Raw genomic sequence first — 16,961 nt, forward strand, 5'->3', positions numbered from 1 at the left:
CAATACCACTCCAATGCTGTCATTGTTAAAAAATACCGGGCGCGTCAGCGCAAGGCCGGCACGCCGCTCTTCAGCGGGTTATACCAGAGTTCGCTTCGCGACAGCGGCGTTTCCGGTGGCAGGCCGGGATTGTCGATCTTGATCAGGCGGCGGTGAGGCAGATCGGCCTGGTCGATCGACTTGCCCTTGTAGCGCTGGAACAGCTGATCCAGCGTGCCGTCGCGGATCATGATTTCCAGGCCCGCCGCGATGCGTTGCGCCAGCTGCCTTCCCTCGGCGTCGCGCCGCACGAAGAAATAGCGCGGCAGCGGATAATACAGCAGCAGCCCGGGTTCCAGCGCCATCTGCGGATGGCTGGCGCGATGCTCGTCGATCTCGCGCAGCGCCTCGTCGAGCGCGCGTGAAAAGTAATCGAAGCGCCGAGCCATGAGCATGCTGAACAAACCGTCATAGCTGTTGCCTTCAACGACGGGAATGCCCGCCGCGCGCAGGATGGCGACGTCGGCCCAGTTGCTGCCCTGGCCGGCCCGCAGCGCGCGCAGGTCTTGCAGCGTGCGCACTTCGGCAAAACGCGGCAGGTCGGCCGCGCGCACCAGCAGCAGCCGGTAGCCGAGTAAACCCTTGTCCACCGGAATGCGCACCGGTAGGAATTGCCGCTCCAGCGCCAGCGTGGTGGAGCGCGAAAAAACATTGATGCGTCCGCCGGCCGCCGCCAATTCCCCGTTGGCGCGCGACTCTTCCATGCTGACCTTGGAGGCGCGCAATGTGCAGGGGGCATAGGGCGCAGCGGTTTTTTCCAGCGCGGTGCGCAACACCTCCCAGTCATAGTCATAGCGGCTGTCGAGCGTCAATGGATAGACCGCGTTGCAAGCGGCGGCGCCGCAGATGCCTGGCAGCGTCAGCAGCGCCAGCAGAAAACGCGCCGTTGCGGCAGGGTGAAATGGAAGCGGCATCGGGGGCTATCCGTATGAAAACAAATCGAGTGTCCCACAATGCGAAACAGCATGTCAATCTGTCGGCGCCAGCCTGGCGATCAGCGCCAGCAGCGCGTCGACGTCGACCGGCTTGACGAAGTAATGATCGAAGCCGGCCGCGGCCGCCAGGTCGCGGTCCGCGCGGCGGCCGTAGCCGGTCACGGCCACCAGCATGGCCTTGGCGGTCGCCGGCAGCGCGCGCAGGCTGCGCGCCAGGTCATAGCCGCTGATGTCGGGCAGGCCGATGTCGAGCAGGCACAGCTGCGGCGCCGATGCCTGCGCCATTTCCAGCGCCTCCAGCGCGGTGTGCGCGACGATGACCTGGTGCCCGGACGCGCCCAGCAGCAGCTGCAGCGTCTGCGCGGCGTCGACGTTGTCGTCGACCACCAGCACCCGCAGCTTGAAGCCGGATTGCGCCGCCGCAGCGTTGGCGGCTTGCGCCAGCTGGCCCGGCGTGCCGGGCAGGGTGATGGTGAAGGTGCTGCCCTTGTGCTCGCCCTCGCTGTCGACCGCGACCGTGCCGCCGTGCAGTTCGACCAGCGACTTGACCAGCGCCAGCCCCAGTCCCAGGCCGCCCTGCGAGCGGTCGGAATTGCGGTCGGCCTGGGCGAACAGTTCGAACACGCGGCCGCGCAGCTCCGGCGTCATGCCGATGCCGGTGTCGCTGACCACCAGCCGCACCAGGCCGCCGCCGCCGCGCACCGCCAGCTTGATGGTGCCGCCCGCCGGCGTGTACTTGGCGGCGTTGTTGAGCACATTGACCAGCACCTGCACCAGCCGCTTGTGATCGCCCGTGACCTGCTGCGGCACCTCCGGCAGCGACAGCTCGAACTTGTGCTGGCGCGACCTGATCATCGGGTCGGCCTGTTCGATCGCATCGGCGACGATGTCGGCCACGTTCAGCTGCACGCGCGTCAGCGTCACCAGCCCGCGCGTCACGCGCGAAACGTCGAGCAGGTCGTCCACCAGCCGCGTCATGTGGTTGACCTGGCGCACGATGATGGCGGCCGTGCGCTCCACCGCCCCGGCGCTGGCGTGGCCGCTTTGCAGCAGCTGGGCGCCGGCGCTGATCGGCGCCAGCGGATTGCGCAGTTCGTGCGCCAGCATCGCCAGGAACTCGTCCTTGCGCTGGTCGGCCAGGCGCAGCAGGCGCTCGGCGTTCAGGTGCTGCAGTTCCTTGTCCTGCAGGGCGGCGGCCATGGCGTCCAGCGCCCGCGCCAGCTCGCTGATCTCCTCGTTGCCGTAGCTGATGCCGCTGCGCGCCTCCAGCGTGCCCGAGGCGATGCGGTTGGCGGTGATGGCCAGCCGCTTGACCCGGCGCAGCACCAGCACGTCGCCGACAAACCAGGCCGCCAGCAGCGCCAGCGCCAGCGTGGCGGCCAGCGCCATCAAGTCCAGCCGCTGGTCGTGGCGGGCCACCGCCGTGACGTCCTCGACCGGGATGCCGATGGTGACCGTGTAGTCGGACAGGCCGTTGTTGCCGACGCGGGCAAAGCGGTGCAGCCGCTCGATGCCGTCCGGGCCGGTCAGCAGCACCGGCTTGCCCGGTTCGCCGGCCATGGCCGAGCGCATCTCCGGCCACACCATCTGGCCGAACCATTGCTCGGGGTTGGGCTTGCGCGAAATGATGCGGCCTTCGGAATCTGCCGTCAGCAGCAGCGAATTGGGCGGCAGCTTGATGTCGGCGACAAAGCGGTCCAGCTTGGTCAAGTCCAGCGCGGCGAACACCACCGCCTTGACCTGGTTGCCTTCGCCCAGCAGCGGGTAGGTCAGGTTGACGGTGTGCTTCTGGATCACGCGGCCGAACACGTAGCCGCCGGCGACGAAGCGGCGCAGGTGCACGGCGCGGCGGAAGTGCGAGCGGTCCGCCAGGTTGATCAGGGTGACCGACGGGATGGCGCTGCAGGTGACGTCGCCGTTGAGCTGGATCAGGCCGAAGTTGGCGTAGTCCGGATTCTGCTGCTGCAGGTTGGCCAGCAGGCGGCTGCAATGCTGCTGGTCGCCCGTCAGGTCGGGAATGCTGGCGACGTCGCGAAGGATCTGGCGCGCGCCCTCGATCGATTGCGCCTCGTTGGCGGCGGCCAGGTTGGTCAGGCGCTGCAGGTTTTCCTCCGCCACTTCGATCGCGTGTTCGCGTTCGCGCACGCCGCCGATGACGGTCATCACCGCGATCGGCGCGATCGCCAGCGCCACCAGCAGGATCAGCCGGCTGCGCAGGCTGTTGAGTTGAAAGAGGAGAAAAGCCATGCGCTGGATTATCGGGCCCGGTAGCGTTGATTGCCGAAGCCGATGATCGCCCGCACGCCGCGGCGCAGCGTGGCGGTGTCGGCCGCAATATAGCCGAGGCGGATAAAGCCCGGACAGCCCAGCGCTTCGCCCGGCATCACCGCCACCGCGCATTCGGCCAGCAACTGCTCGGCAAAGGCGTGGGTGTCGGTGGTCAGCGGGCTGATGTCGGCCCACAGGTAGGGGCCGGAGGCGGGGCGGCGCATCGTCAGCCACGGCAGGCCGTGCACCAGGTCCAGCACCAGGTCGCGGCGCCGGCGGTAGTCGGCCAGCATGGCGGTGGGGGCGCCGCTTTCAAACGCGGCCGCCAGCGCCAGCTGGATCAGCATGGGCGCGGCGGCGGTGATCGGCCCCTGCAGCGTTTCCATCGCCGTCACCACGTGCGCCGGCGCCACCGCGAAGCCGGCGCGCCAGCCCATCATCGCGTAGCATTGCGACGCCGAATAGATGGTGACGATGCCGGTCTCGCGCCAGTCCGGCCGCGCGGCCAGGCTGGCATGGCCGCCGTCGAAGATCAGCTTTTCATAGCTTTCATCGACGATGGCGCTGGTGCCGGTGCGGCGCAGCCAGGCGGCGATGCAATCGGTCTCGGCCGCCGTCAGCACGGCGCCGGTCGGGTTGTGCGGATTGTTGACGATCAGGATGCGGGCCGCCGGCAGCCGGTCCAGCAGTTCGGCGGTGATCGTGGCGGGCAGGTCGACCAGCACCGGCTCCAGCCCCAGCAGCTTGCAGGTGGCGACATAGGCCGGCCAGTGCGGCTTGAAGATGATCACCTTGTCGCCGGGATCGGCCAGCACGTACAGCGCCTGGTACAGCGCCTGCTTTGCCCCGTTGGTGACCAGGATTTCCGCCGGCGCGGCGTCGATGCCGTTTTCCCGCGTCACCTTGGCCGCCAGGCGGGCGCGGATCTGGCCGTCGCCGGCCACCGTGGTGTATGGCGATGGCCCCTGCAGGCCGTCGCGCACCGCCTGCAGCACCGACGGCGGCGCCTGGAAATGCGAAATCGCGATGGAAAAATCGATGACGTCGTCGCCGCGCGCCTTCATCGCATCGACCCTGCCGTGCATGGCCGTGGTGGCAAGTGGCCTGGAGCGGGAGATGCGTTGGGAGATTTCCATACTAGTATCTATGGGGCAAATGTTTCGATTTTTCATTTTACTTCAGTTGCGCAAGAAGGCACGCACGCATGGCGGAGAAACTTGCCAAATGGTATCCTTGCCAGACTAACCAAAGAGGAAGTTATGCAGTTCACAACAAAAACACTGGGCCACGCGATCGCGCTGGCTTTACTTGCCACCGGCGTTGCCACCGGCGCCGCGCAGGCGGACGAGATCGTCAGGATCGGCCACGTGGCGGCGACTTCGGGCCCTATCGCCCACCTGGGCAAGGACAATGAAAACGGCGCCCGCATGGCGGTCGACGAGCTCAACGCCAAGGGCGTGGTCATCGGCGGCAAAAAATACACGATCGTCATGCAGGCCGAGGACGACGCCGGCGATCCGAAGCAGGGCACGGCCGTCGCGCAAAAGCTGGCGGACGCCCGCGTGGCCGGCGTGATCGGCCACGAGACTTCGGGCACCACGATCCCGGCCTCGCGCATCTATCACGACGCCGGCATTCCGCAGATCTCGCCGTCGGCCAGCAATCCGCAATACACGCGTCAGCACTACAACACCACCTTCCGCAACATCGCCAACGACGAGCAGCTGGGCGCCGCGCTGGCGCGCTACGCGTTGAACACGCTCAAGGCCAAGCGCATCGCCGTCATCGACGACCGCACCGCCTACGGCAAGGGCCTGGCCGACGAATTCACCAAGAACATCAAGCGCTCCGGCGCGGCCTCCGGTGCCGGCATCGTGTCCAACCAGTACACCAACGACAAGGCCACCGACTTCAGCGCCATCCTCACCGCGATCAAGGCGACCAAGCCGGACATGGTCTTCTTCGGCGGCATGGACGCCGTGGCCGGCCCGATGCTGCGCCAGATGAAGCAGTTGGGCATCCCGATCAAGTTCATGGGCGGCGACGGCATGTGCTCGGATTCGGTGCCGCGCCTGGCGGGCGAGGGCATGAGCGACGGCCAGGTGATATGCGCGGAGGCGGGCGGCGTCGAGCCGGCGCAGGAAAAAGGCATGGCCGATTTCCGCGCGGCCTACAGGAAGCGCTACGGCATCGACATCCAGACCTACGCGCCGTACGCCTACGACGCGATGATGACGATGGTCGAGGCGATGCAGAAGGCCGGCTCGATCGACCCGGTCAAGTACATCCCGGTCATGGCCAGGATCACGCACAAGGGCGTGACTGGCAACATCTCCTTCGACGAGCGCGGCGACGTCAAGGACGGCGTGCTGACCATCTACACCTTCAAGAACGGCACCCGCCAGAAGCTGGGCGTGGTCAAGTAATCAACCCGGGCCCGGACCGCCGGGTCCGCCCGGGCCGCGCTGTCCCGGCGGGCCGAAGCGCGGCTCGCCGCCGTCCTCGCCGTTCCTCACATTGCCGCCGAAGCGGTACGACAGGCCGACATAGAACACCCGGCCGTCGAAGCGGCGCGTGCTCGTTTCGCGCAAGGTCGCGCTGTTGATGACGGTTTCCATCTTGTTGGTGCTGAACAGGTCGGTGACCGTGCCGACCAGGCTCAGTTGCGGCGTCACCGCGTGGCGCAGGCTGAGGTTGAAGGTCGAATTCGGCGAGCGGTAGCCCTGGCCCGACAAGGTCTTGCCCTGCATCTGCAGCGCGCCCTGGACCTGGGTGCCGCTGGTGACCGCCCAGTTCAGCCGCACGCGGCCGCTCAGCGAGTTGGCGCTGCGGGTGATCAGCGCGCCGGTGTCGTCCTGCGTGGTCTGCTGGCTGCGCGCCAGGTTGCCGCTGCTGTTCAAGGTCAGGTTCGGCAGCAGCTTGCCGCTGACGGTGAATTCCAGCCCGCTCGAATGGCTGCCTTCGCCGTTCTGGCGGGTGGTCAGCAGCACGTTGTTGGCGATGAAGTAGCGGTAGTCGACGATGGCGTCGGTGTCCTTGCGGTAGTAGCCGCGCAGGTTGGTTTCCAGGCCGGCCATCTTGGTCTCGTAGCCCACTTCGAACGAATCGGTCTTGGTCGGCTTCAGCATCGGGTTGCCCGACGAGACGTTGAACTCGTCGCGGTAGATCACGTAGGGATTCAAGTCGCTGGCGTTGGGGCGGCGGATGCGGCGCGCGTAGGCGAAGCGCAGGTTGGCCGTCTCGCTCGCCTTGTAGGTGGCGAAGAAACTGGGTATATAGTTTGTATAGTTGTTCTTCGCCTCGATGCTGCTGGTGAGCTGGTGAATGTCCAGGTCGGTGTACTCGGTGCGCAGGCCGGCCAGCGCGCCCCAGCGCTCGTTCAGGCGCATCTGGTAGGACGCGTACAGCGCCAGCACGGTCTCTTCCAGCTCGTAGCGGTTGCTGCGCGCCGGATTGACGGTGGCCACCGAGGTCAGCGGATTGATGTCGGTGTACAGCGTGTCCGATTCGTTCTTGTTGGTGGCGGCCTTGTAGCCCGCCTTGAGGCTGCCGCCCCACAGCGGCCGCTCGTAGTCGCCGGTGAAATCGACGATGTGGGTGCTGGTGTCGCTGTGCTGCGTGGCGCGCGTGTCCGGCAGGTTGCCGGCGGCGTAGGTGTTGGCGTAGGCGCTGTCGTTGTCGTTTTCGCTGGCCGACACGCGCAGGTCGATCTTCAGCGATTCGCCCGGCAGTTCGCCCTTGTGGTCGTAGCGGCTGCCCCAGCTGAAGTTCCTGGCGTCGCCTGCGCGCGCGGTGGTGCGCCTGTAGTCGGTGGCGGGGAAGCCGCCGATGGCGCCGTTGACGTAGTGGTCGAGGCCGTGCTGGTCGTTGCCGCGCCCCATGTAGTTGGCACTGGCGGTCAGCGTGTCGTTCTGGTTCAGGTTGTAGCTGACGGTGCCGTTGGCGCCGGCCATATCGTTCAGGCCGACGCCGGACGACGCCTGGCTGCTGTGCACGAAGTTGCCGGTGACCGGGTCGAGCCGGTCGCGGCTGACCACGGCGGTGGAGTTGCGGCCGTCGTGGCGGACGTTGACGCCGCCTTGGAAGCCCCACGGCCCCTCGTTGTAGCTGCCCGACACGGCGCTGTTGTAGCGGCCCGCGTAGCCGGCGTTGGCGTTGACCGAGCCGAATCCGCCGGGCTTGCGGTTGCGGCGCATCACCAGGTTGAGGATGGGGCCGCCGCCGGCCTCGTTGCCGAACTGGGCGCCGGGATTGTTGATGACCTCGACCGATTCGATGTCGTCGGCGTTCATCGCCTGCAAGGTCGGGCCGCGGTTGTCGCCCTGCAGCATGGCCGACGGCTTGCCGTCGACCAGGATCTGCACGTTGGTGCTGCCGCGCAGCGTGACGGTGCCGTCCGGATCGACCGCCACCGACGGCACGTTGTTGAGCGCGTCGGCGGCGGTGCCGTTGGTGCTGGAGATGTCGGACTTGACGTCGTAGACCTGGCGGTCGATACGGTTGGTCGGGCGCTCGCCGGCCACAGTGACCGACGGCAGCACGGCCGCCTCCTTGGGCTTGGCCGTGGTGACTGGCTTGGCGTCGGTTTTTTCGGGGGAGGTCTGGGCCTGGGCGGTGATCGATGTGGCGAAAGACGTTACTACACCTGCGGTCAACAGTATTTTGTGCATAGATTGGCGGCAGCGGCGGCGCCGTCATGTGGATGATGTAAAGTTGCTATTTTACATACTTGAACCGAAAGTAGTCCGGCGATTTACAATACTTTACCAATATGTAACCGGGGAATAAACATGGCACGAGGCATCGCACACATCGGCAGGGACACCTACCGCACCACGCTGGAAGTCGGCGGCCACGCGCTGGTCGCGGACGAACCGGAGCGCAACGGCGGCGCCAACGCCGGGCCGGCGCCCTATGATTATCTGCTGGCCGGCCTCGGCGCCTGCACCGCGATCACGCTGCGCATGTACGCCGACCGCAAGCAGTGGCCGCTGGACGCGGTCGACGTCTCGCTGCACCTGAGCCACGACGACGGTGCCCTGGTGGTCAAGCGTACGCTGGCGTTCAGCGGCGCGCTGCTGCCCGAGCAGAAATCCCGCATGGCCGAGATCGCCGAGAAAACCCCGGTCACGCTGACGCTGAAAGCCGGCGTGCGCATCGACACCAGCTACACTTGAGCGGGGTCAAGCAACACCTGTGCTGAGGCCGGAACCTGTGGCCGAAGTGACAAGTCTAATCAAGGCAAGTTGAGCCGTAACGTTGATTTACCTTGATTCGACTTTCTCACTTTGGGGATTGCCATGGACTTGATGAAACGCTTGCCGCGGCTGCTCGCGGCCGCCGCCAGTTGTACCTTCGCCGCCACCGCCGGCGCCGCGCCGTTGTTGATCGAAGGCTTCGACAATATCGCCACCTTGCCGGCCAGCGGCTGGGTACTGCAGAACAATAGTTCTCCGCCGGGCACGACCTCCTGGTTCCAGGGCAATCCGGCCTTGTTCCCGGCGCCGTCCGGTCCCGCCAATTCCTACATCGCGGCCAACTTCAACAACGCGGCGTTCGGCGGCGCCGTCAGCAACTGGCTGATCACGCCCGAGCTGGCGTTGAACAATGGCGAGGCGATGAACTTCTCGCTGCGCCTGCTGGGCGAAGGCTTCCTGGACCGGGTCGAAGTCTATCTGAGCACCAGCGGTGTCAGCACCGACGTCGGCTCCAGCGCCACGTCGACCGGCGTGTTCAGCTTGCTGGCAGCCTTCGATTCGACGGCGGATACCGGCTGGGTAGCGCGTTCGGTGCTGGTCGACGGCCTGGCGGCGCCGGCCAGCGGGCGCTTCGCCTTCCGTTACGTGGTCGACGATACCGCCGTCAACGGCGACTATATCGGCATCGATGCGGTCAGCGTCAACGCCACGGCCATCCCCGAGCCCGGCGCGATGGCGCTGATGCTGCTCGGCGGCTGCGCGATGTTCGGCGTGCGGCGCCGCTTGCGGCCGCGCCACTGGCTGGCCGTCTCCGGCCTGTCGGCGGCGGCGCTTGCCGCCCAGGCCGCGCCGGTGGACAACGGCGTCATGAGTTTTCCTAATGTGACCGTCGTCGCGCAACCGTCCGCCGCCGTGGCGCCCTCGCAAGAGGGCGGTTTCAAGGCCTACAAGGATCCAGCCACCGGCAAGCTGGGCGCCCCGACGGCAGCCCAGGCGGCCGCGCTGAACGCCGCCGTCCAGGCCGCTAAGCCCGCCGCCAGGTCGCGCGCTGCCGGGCCGAAGATGATCCATCCAGCGCAAGGCGGCATCGGTGTGTTGCGCGACAAGCCGTACTCCAGCTATGCGGTCGCCAGCAGGAATGCCGGCGGCGTGACGGAGCAGTGCGTACCCGGAGAACAAGCGGCACTGGCCGCGATGAAAGGAGAGCGCAAATGAAACGCCTTTTATCCGCCTCCGTTGCAGCATTGGCGCTGCTGTTCTCGCCGGCCAGCTGGGCCGCCGCCACCATCACCATCGTCAACGGCGATCCGGCCGGCGCCGGCTTCAATGACACCACGCCGGCCGCTCCCGTCGGCGGCAACCTCGGCACGACGCTCGGCGCCCAGCGCCTGAACGTGTTCCAGGCGGCGGCCGCCAAATGGGGCGCCACGCTCGATAGCGCCGTGCCGATCCGCATCCTGGCCACCTGGGATGCGCTGCCGTGCGACGAGGGCGGCGCAGTGCTCGGCGCGGCGGGCGCGCTGGCCGTGTTCTCCGGTTTTCCCGGCGCGCCGGTCGCCAACGCCTGGTTCAGCAAGGCCGAGACCGACAAGCTGGTCGGCGAGGACGTCGAGCCGGACACGCCCGACATCCGCGCCACGTTCAACGTCAATCTCGGTCAGCCCGGCTGCTTCACCGGCACCCCGTTCTACCTCGGCCTGGACAACAATCACGGGCCGCTGGTCGACCTGGTGACGGTGCTGCTGCACGAGTTCGGCCACGGCCTGGGCTTCCAGACCTACACCGACGACGAAACCGGCGAACAGCTGGCCGGCGTTCCCAGCATCTGGGACTACTTCCTGCTCGACACCACCCTGGGCAAGTTGTGGAAGGACATGAGCGACGAGGAACGCGTGTTCTCGGCCACCAATTCCGGCCACCTGGTATGGAACGGGCCCATCGTCACGGCGGCGGCGCGGACGGTGCTGCAGGCCGGTGCGCCGGTGCTGACGATATTGTCGCCGGCCAGCATCGCCGGGGTGGACCAGGTCGGCGCGGCCAGCTTCGGTCCTCCGCTGGGCAGTCCGGGCATCACGGGCGAGGTGATGCAGGTGATCGATACAGCGCCCGACCTCGGGCTGGCCTGCAATCCCATGTCGCCGGCGAACGCGCTCGCGGTGCGGGGCAAGATCGCGCTGATCGATCGCGGCGCGTGCACCTTCGTGGTCAAGGTGCGGAACGCGCAGGACGCCGGCGCCATCGCCGTCGTCATCGCCGACAACGCGCCCGGTTCGCCGCCGGCGGGGCTGGGCGGCACCGATCCGGGCATCGTCATTCCGGCGGTCCGCATCACGCAGGACGACGGCCTGCGCCTCAAGGCCGCGCTGGCCAAGCGCACGCGTTTGCATTCGGGCGTGTTCGCCAACCTGGGCGTCAACCTGGCGATGCACGCCGGCACCGACGCCGCCGGCCGCGTGTTGATGTTCGCGCCGAATCCCGACCAGCCGGGATCGTCGGTGTCGCACTACGACACCAGCGCCTTCCCGAACCTGCTGATGGAGCCGGCCATCAACGGCGACCTGCTGCATGAAGTCGCACCGCCGCGCGACCTGACCTTCCCGCTGTTGAGGGACATAGGCTGGTAGCCGGCGTTGGGGCGACTGACTAGTGTTTCAGCCAGCCGCCGCCAAGCGCCTTCACCAGATAGACCGAGCTGACCATCTGCTTGCCGCGTATCTGCACCGCCAGGCGCTGGTTGTTGAGCAGCGTCTGCTGCGCGGTGATGACGTCGAAATAGGTTTCGACGCCGCCGGTGTAGCGGTCGTTGGCCAGCTCCAGCACGCGCTGGGAGCTGCGCACGCTGGCCTCGGACAGCGCATGGGCGCGGCCCAGCGTGGCCAGGTTGCTCATGCCGTCCTCGACTTCCTGCATCGCCACCAGCACGCTCTGGCGATAGTTGGCCACGGCGCCGGTGTAACCGGCCTTGGCGATGGCGACAGTGGCGTCGTTGCGGCCGGCGTCGAACAGCGACTGCGTGACGGCCGCGCCCAGCGACCAGATCAGGTTGGGCGCGGTCAGCAGCTTGCTCATTTCGCCGCTGTCCCAGCCGCCGGTCGGTTGCAGCGTCAGCGATGGGAAATTGGCGGCGCGGGTGACGCCGATGTTGGCGTTGGCGACGGCCACGGCGCGCTCGGCGGAGGCGACGTCCGGCCGGCGCTGCAGCACGTCGGACGGCACGCCGACCGGCAGCGACGGCGGCGACAACGTCACCACGGCCGGCGCCAGCTTGAAGGAGGGCGCCGGCGTGCCGGTCAGCGTGGCGATCGCATGTTCATATTGCGAGCGCTGGCTTTGCAGCAGTTCCAGCTGGGTCTTGCTGGCGTCCAGCAGCGACTGTTGTTGCGCCAGATCCAGGCCGGTGGCGGCGCCCAGTTCGTGGCGCGCCTGGATGAAGTCGTAGGCTTTTTGCTGCAGCACGAGACCCTGGTTGAGTACGTCGATTTCGGCATCCAGTTCGCGCAGGTTGAAGTAGTCTGCGGCCAGTTCGGAGGCCAGCACCAGGCGCATGTTTTCATAGTCCGCCGCGGCCTGCTCGGCGCCGGCGCGCGCGCTCTGCACGCTGCTGCGCACGCGGCCGAACAGGTCGGCCTCGTAGTTGACGGCAAAGCCCAGCTGATAGTGGTCCAGCGCCTGCCGGGTGCTGGCGGTCTTCTGGCGCGCGGCGCCGGCCTGCAGCGTCGCCTGCGGGAACAGGCCGGCCGAGCTGACCGTCACCTGCGCACGGGCCTGCTCCAGCCGCGCGGCCGCCGCGGCCAGGCTCTGGTTGCGCGACAGCGTTTGTTCGGCCAGCTGGTTCAGTTGCCGGTCGCCGAAGACGGTCCACCAGTTGCCCTTCAATTCAGCATCGGCGGGCGCACCGGAGCGGAAGGTGGCGGCGGACTGCCACATGGCCGGCATGTCCACCGGCGCGGGCTGCTCGTACACGGGCGCGCCGGCGCATCCGGCCAGCGCGAGGCTGAAGGCGATGCCTGTTCGGTACGGCAATCTCATGGCTGCGCTTTCTGCGCGCCGCCAACGCCGGCATCGGCCTTGGGCGGCCGCACCGACACCACGTCGCCATCGGCCAGCGAATCCGCCGGATTGACGACCAGCTTGTCCTCCGGCGTGGCGCCGCTGAGAAGCTCGATGCTGTTGCCCAGGTCATGTCCCAGCGTGACCGCCTTCAGTTTGACCTTGCCATCGGCGCCCACCACGGCCACGCGCGGACCCTCGGGACGGAACAGCAGCACGTTCGACGGCGCCAGCAGCGCATTCGAGCTGCCGCTCAACGGCAGCGCCACCTGCACATAGGCGCCGGCCAGCAGCGCGTTGTCCTTGTTCGGCAGGTTGATTTCTATCTGCATGGTGCGCGTGGCTGCGTCGATCGCACCGGCGGTGCGCACCACGGTGCCGCTGAACTGCTGGCCCGCCAGCTCGGCCTGAGTGACCGTCACCTTGTCGCCGACCTTGATGCGCTGCGCATACGTTTGCGGTACATACACGTACACCCGCAGCGGATCGATCTGCGCCAGGCGGAAGAGGGCGTGGTCCGCGCCGCCGTTGCCGCCGTTGATCAGGTCTCCGACCTCCACGTTGCGGCTGGTGACCACGCCGGCGAACGGTGCCAGCACGCGCTTGAACTCCTCGGTTTTCTGCAGGCGGCGCACATTGGCGTCCGCCGCCGCCAGGTTGGCCTGGGCCTGCGTGTAGGCGCTGCTGCGTTCATTGAATTCCTGCTGCGTGACGGCGTCCTTCTTGCGCAAGGCTTCCCAGCGCTCGGCCGAACTCTTGGCCAGTTCCAGGCTGGCCGCAGCCTGCTGGCGCGCCGCCACCGCTTGCGACAGTTGCTGGTCCACTTCCGGCGTGTCGATTTCGGCCAGCACGTCGCCCTTGTTGACGCGGCTGCCGATGTCCTTGGTCCAGCGCAGCACGTAGCCGCTGCTGCGCGCGTAGATCGGCGATTCGATCATGCCCTGCAGCGTGCCCGGCAGCGACAGCGGCTGGCCGCCTTTTGCCGCCTTTGCGTTGGTGGTGACGACATACTGCTGGTTCAATTCCGTGGTGGCGGCGGCCAGCGCGCTGGCGTGGAAGCCGCGCTGCACCAGCGTCAGGGCGCCGCCGGCCAGCAGCAGCGCCAGCGCGACCAGGCCGACCAGCTTGGCGCGCTCCAGCACCGGTCCCCGATGCGGATGGCGGTGTTCATGCGCGCCATCCTCCGGCGCGCTGTGGATGCCAAGTGCGGCGTGACGTTGTTCGGACATATCAGGTATTCCCTTCTGCGACGGCAGGCATGGAGGGCGCGCGGCGCGCGGCCCGGTGTTCGAGGTAGCGGTGGACGCCGGCAAAGACGATAGGCACAAACAGCAGCGTAGAGACGGTGGCGAACAGCAGGCCGCCGATCACGGCGCGGCCCAGCGGCGCGTTCTGTTCCGCGCCTTCGCCCATGCCGATCGCCATCGGCACCATGCCGATGATCATCGCCAGCGCCGTCATCAGCACTGGCCGGATGCGGGTGGCGCCCGCTTCCAGCGCGGCCGACAGCGGCGGCAGTCCGTCGTTCAGGCGCTGGCGCGCGAACGACACCATCAGGATCGAGTTGGCGGTGGCCACGCCCATGGTCATGATGGCGCCTGTCAGCGCGGGCACGCTGAGCGTGGTCCCGGTCAGGAACAGCATCCAGACGATGCCGGCCAGCGCCGCCGGCAGCGCCGTGATGATGATGAACGGATCGACCCACGACTGGAAGTTCACGACGATCAGCAGGTAGACCAGCACGATCGCCATCAGCAGGCCGACACCCAGGCCGACGAAGGAGGTATGCATGGTCTCTACCTGGCCGCGCACGTCGATCTTGCTGCCGCGCGGCAGCTTGGTGCGCATCTCGTCGACCAGCTTCTGGATGTCGCCCGCCGTCGCGCCCAGGTCGCGGCCCTCGACGCTGACGAAAATGTCGATCACCGGCGTCAGGTTGTAGTGTGAGATGATGGCCGGCTGGGTGGTCGGCGCCACGCTCACCAGGCTGCTGAGCTGCTGGGTGGCGCCGGTGCCGTCGCCCGCCGCTCCCGGCGTGCCGGCACCGCGCACCGGCGTGCGCAGCAGCGCGTCCAGGTCGTCGATCAGGTATTGCGGCGACTGCACCGCCACGCTGTACACCACGCCGTTGCTCGGGTTGAGCCAGAAGGCGGGCTGCGTCACGCCGCTGCCGGACAGGGTCACCAAGAGGTTCTGCGCGACGTCGATCGGGTTCAGGCCCAGTTGCTTCATCTGGCTGCGGTCCATTTTCAGGCCCAGGGTCGGCAGGTCCATGCGCTGCTGGATGTGGACGTCGACCGTGCCGTGCACCTGCTTGATCTGCTTCATCAGCTGCGAGGCGACTTCGTAGTTGCTGGCCAGGTCCTTGCCGGCGACCTGGATGTCGACTGCCGCCGGCTGGCCGAAGTTGAGGATCTGCGTGACGATGTCGGCCGGCTGGAAGAAGAACTCCACGCCGGGGAAGCGCTTGGGCAGCTCGCGCCGCAGCTTGTCGATATAGATCTGCGACGGATGGTGGTCCTCGTGCAGCGACATCAATATCTCCGCGTCCAGCGTGCCGATGGTGCCGGCGTTGCTGTACGAGAGGTTGATGCTGCTGTACGGCGTGCCGAGGTTGTCGAGGATGGTTTGCAGTTCCTCTTTCGGGATCACTTCGCGGATGACTTTTTCCACTTGATCGGTCACGCGCGCGGTCTCCTCGATGCGGGTGCCGGTCGGCATGCGCATGTGCAGCCGGATCTGGCCCGAATCGACGCTGGGAAAGAAATCGCGGCCGATGGCGAACACCAGTCCCAGCGACAGCACGCAGAACAGCAGGAAGGCGCCGCCGAAGCGCTTGCGGTGCGTCAGCAGCGAGGACAGGATGACGATGTAGCCGCCGCGGAAGCGCTCGAAGGCCGCGTCGAAGCGCAGGTACACGCGCTGCATCATGTTCGGCTTGTCGTCCGCTGACTTGGGCGCATGGTCCATCATCATCATGACCATGGTCGGCACCAGGGTGCGCGACAGGATGTAGGAGGCGATCATCGCGAACACCACCGCTTCGGCCAGCGGCACGAACAGGTAGCGCGCCACGCCGGTCAGGAAGAACATCGGCACGAACACGATGCAGATGCACAGCGTCGACACCAGCGCCGGCACGGCGATCTCGCCGGCGCCTTCCATGATGGCCTTGTGCAGGTCCGAGCCCTGGTGCAGATGGCGCTCGATGTTCTCGATGGTGACGGTGGCGTCGTCCACCAGGATGCCGACCGCCAGCGCCAGGCCGCCCAGGGTCATGATGTTGATGGTCTCGCCCAGCATGTACAGCACCAGGATCGACGACAGGATCGACAACGGAATCGACACAGCGATGATGCAGGTGCTGCGCCAGTTGCCGAGGAAGAGCAGGATCATGGCGGCGGTCAGCGCGGCGGCGATGATGGCTTCGCGTATGACGCCGCTGATGGCGGCCTTGACGAACAACGACTGGTCGAACAGCGGCGTGATCTTCAGTTCCTTGGGCAGCGACTGCATGGCCTGCGGCAGCAGCGCCTTGAGCGTGTTGACGATGTCCAGCGTCGACGAGCCGCCGTTCTTCAGCACCGACAGCAGCACGCCGCGCTCTCCGTTCTGGCGCACGATATTGGTCTGCGGCGAGAAGCCGTCGCGCACCCGCGCCACCTCGGACAGATAGGTGATGCTGCCGTTCTTGCTCAGCACCGGAATCTGGTTCAGACCGGCGATGGTGTCCGGCGACGCGTTCATGCTGACGTTGAATTCGGTGCCGCCGATCTTGGCGGTGCCGGACGGCAGGATCAGGTTCTGCGCGCTGACGGCGGCCACCACGTCGGTCGGCGTCAGGCCTTTTGCCTGCAGCGCCCTGGTGTCCAGGTCGACCGAGACCAGGCGCGACTTGCCGCCGTAAGGGTAGGGCACGGCGGCGCCGGGTATCGTGACCAGCTGTGGCCGCAGGAAGTTGACGGCGGTGTCGAACATCGCCTGCTCGGTCATGGCCGGGCTGGAGAGGCCCAGCTGGATCACCGGAATGCTGGAGGCGGAATACTTGATGATCAGCGGCGGCTGCATCCCCGGCGGCAGCTGGCGCAACTGGGACTGCGAGATCGCCACCACCTGCGCCAGCGCGGTCTGGATGTTCGCTTCCGGCTGGAAGAAGATCTTGATGACGGAGGAACCGGCCAGCGATTGCGACTCGATATGCTCGATGTCGTTGACGGTGGTGGTCAGGCTGCGTTCGGTGGAGGAGGCGACCCGCTGTCCCATCTCCTGCGCCGACAGGCCGCCGTACTGCCAGATCACGCTGACGACAGGGATATTAATCTCGGGGAAAATATCGGTCGCCATCTTGGTCAGGACCAGAGGCGTGGACAACAGTATCAGCAGCGCCATCACGATAAAGGTGTAGGGCCGCCGCAAGGCGATTTGAACGATCCACATGCTGAAATTTTCCGGGTCTACAGTGACTTTAGCG

Annotated in this window: 11 protein-coding genes; 4 read left to right on the plus strand and 7 right to left on the minus strand. The window is 66.9% G+C overall.

Annotated features, from left to right (window positions below; translation table 11 throughout):
• Positions 1-44 precede the first annotated feature (44 nt).
• The 3 genes from ABWW33_RS01975 to ABWW33_RS01985 are packed head-to-tail and all read right to left on the minus strand — an operon-like array spanning position 45 to position 4,378.
• Positions 45-953 (minus strand): substrate-binding periplasmic protein, encoded by a 909-nt coding sequence (locus ABWW33_RS01975; RefSeq protein WP_353398282.1) that lies wholly within the window; start codon positions 951-953, stop codon positions 45-47.
• A gap of 54 nt (positions 954-1,007) precedes the next feature.
• Positions 1,008-3,221 (minus strand): hybrid sensor histidine kinase/response regulator, encoded by a 2,214-nt coding sequence (locus ABWW33_RS01980; RefSeq protein ID WP_353398284.1) that lies wholly within the window; start codon positions 3,219-3,221, stop codon positions 1,008-1,010.
• Between the two features lie 8 nt (positions 3,222-3,229).
• Complete coding sequence (locus ABWW33_RS01985; protein ID WP_353398287.1) at positions 3,230-4,378, minus strand: pyridoxal phosphate-dependent aminotransferase; 1,149 nt, start codon at positions 4,376-4,378, stop codon at positions 3,230-3,232.
• Between the two features lie 123 nt (positions 4,379-4,501).
• Between ABWW33_RS01985 and ABWW33_RS01990 the strand changes: the two genes are divergently transcribed.
• Positions 4,502-5,668, plus strand: coding sequence for a branched-chain amino acid ABC transporter substrate-binding protein (locus ABWW33_RS01990; RefSeq protein WP_353398290.1), 1,167 nt, complete (start codon positions 4,502-4,504; stop codon positions 5,666-5,668).
• On the opposite strand, the gene ABWW33_RS01995 is transcribed toward ABWW33_RS01990, so the two are convergent.
• On the minus strand, positions 5,669-7,912 hold the full coding sequence (locus ABWW33_RS01995; RefSeq protein ID WP_353398293.1) for a TonB-dependent receptor domain-containing protein: 2,244 nt from the start codon (positions 7,910-7,912) through the stop codon (positions 5,669-5,671).
• A 120-nt stretch (positions 7,913-8,032) separates the two neighbouring features.
• Between ABWW33_RS01995 and ABWW33_RS02000 the strand changes: the two genes are divergently transcribed.
• The 3 genes from ABWW33_RS02000 (at position 8,033) to ABWW33_RS02010 (ending at position 11,064) form a co-directional block, all read left to right on the plus strand.
• On the plus strand, positions 8,033-8,419 hold the full coding sequence (locus ABWW33_RS02000) for an OsmC family protein (protein ID WP_353398296.1): 387 nt from the start codon (positions 8,033-8,035) through the stop codon (positions 8,417-8,419).
• Between the two features lie 123 nt (positions 8,420-8,542).
• Positions 8,543-9,655: a choice-of-anchor J family PEP-CTERM protein gene (locus tag ABWW33_RS02005; RefSeq protein WP_353398298.1), complete on the plus strand. Its 1,113-nt coding sequence runs from the start codon at positions 8,543-8,545 to the stop codon at positions 9,653-9,655.
• The gene (locus ABWW33_RS02010; protein WP_353398301.1) at positions 9,652-11,064 is read left to right on the plus strand and encodes a PA domain-containing protein; all 1,413 of its coding nucleotides are present in this window, start codon (positions 9,652-9,654) and stop codon (positions 11,062-11,064) included. The genes ABWW33_RS02005 and ABWW33_RS02010 overlap by 4 nt, the downstream gene beginning before the upstream one ends.
• A 19-nt stretch (positions 11,065-11,083) precedes the next feature.
• Here ABWW33_RS02010 and ABWW33_RS02015 read toward each other — a convergent pair whose 3' ends face one another.
• Genes ABWW33_RS02015 through ABWW33_RS02025 form a run of 3 tightly spaced genes read right to left on the minus strand, consistent with a single transcriptional unit; the run spans position 11,084 to position 16,927 of the window.
• Entirely contained in the window at positions 11,084-12,469 is a 1,386-nt protein-coding gene (locus ABWW33_RS02015) for an efflux transporter outer membrane subunit (RefSeq protein ID WP_353398304.1), read from the minus strand.
• Positions 12,466-13,719, minus strand: a complete 1,254-nt coding sequence (locus tag ABWW33_RS02020; RefSeq protein ID WP_353398307.1) for an efflux RND transporter periplasmic adaptor subunit — start codon at positions 13,717-13,719, stop codon at positions 12,466-12,468. Before ABWW33_RS02020 ends, ABWW33_RS02015 begins: the two co-directional genes overlap by 4 nt.
• Position 13,720: 1 nt before the next feature.
• Positions 13,721-16,927, minus strand: coding sequence for an efflux RND transporter permease subunit (locus ABWW33_RS02025; protein WP_353398310.1), 3,207 nt, complete (start codon positions 16,925-16,927; stop codon positions 13,721-13,723).
• Positions 16,928-16,961 lie beyond the last annotated feature (34 nt).

Source organism: Duganella hordei (assembly GCF_040369125.1).
Taxonomy (GTDB): Bacteria; Pseudomonadota; Gammaproteobacteria; order Burkholderiales; family Burkholderiaceae_D; genus Rugamonas; species Rugamonas hordei.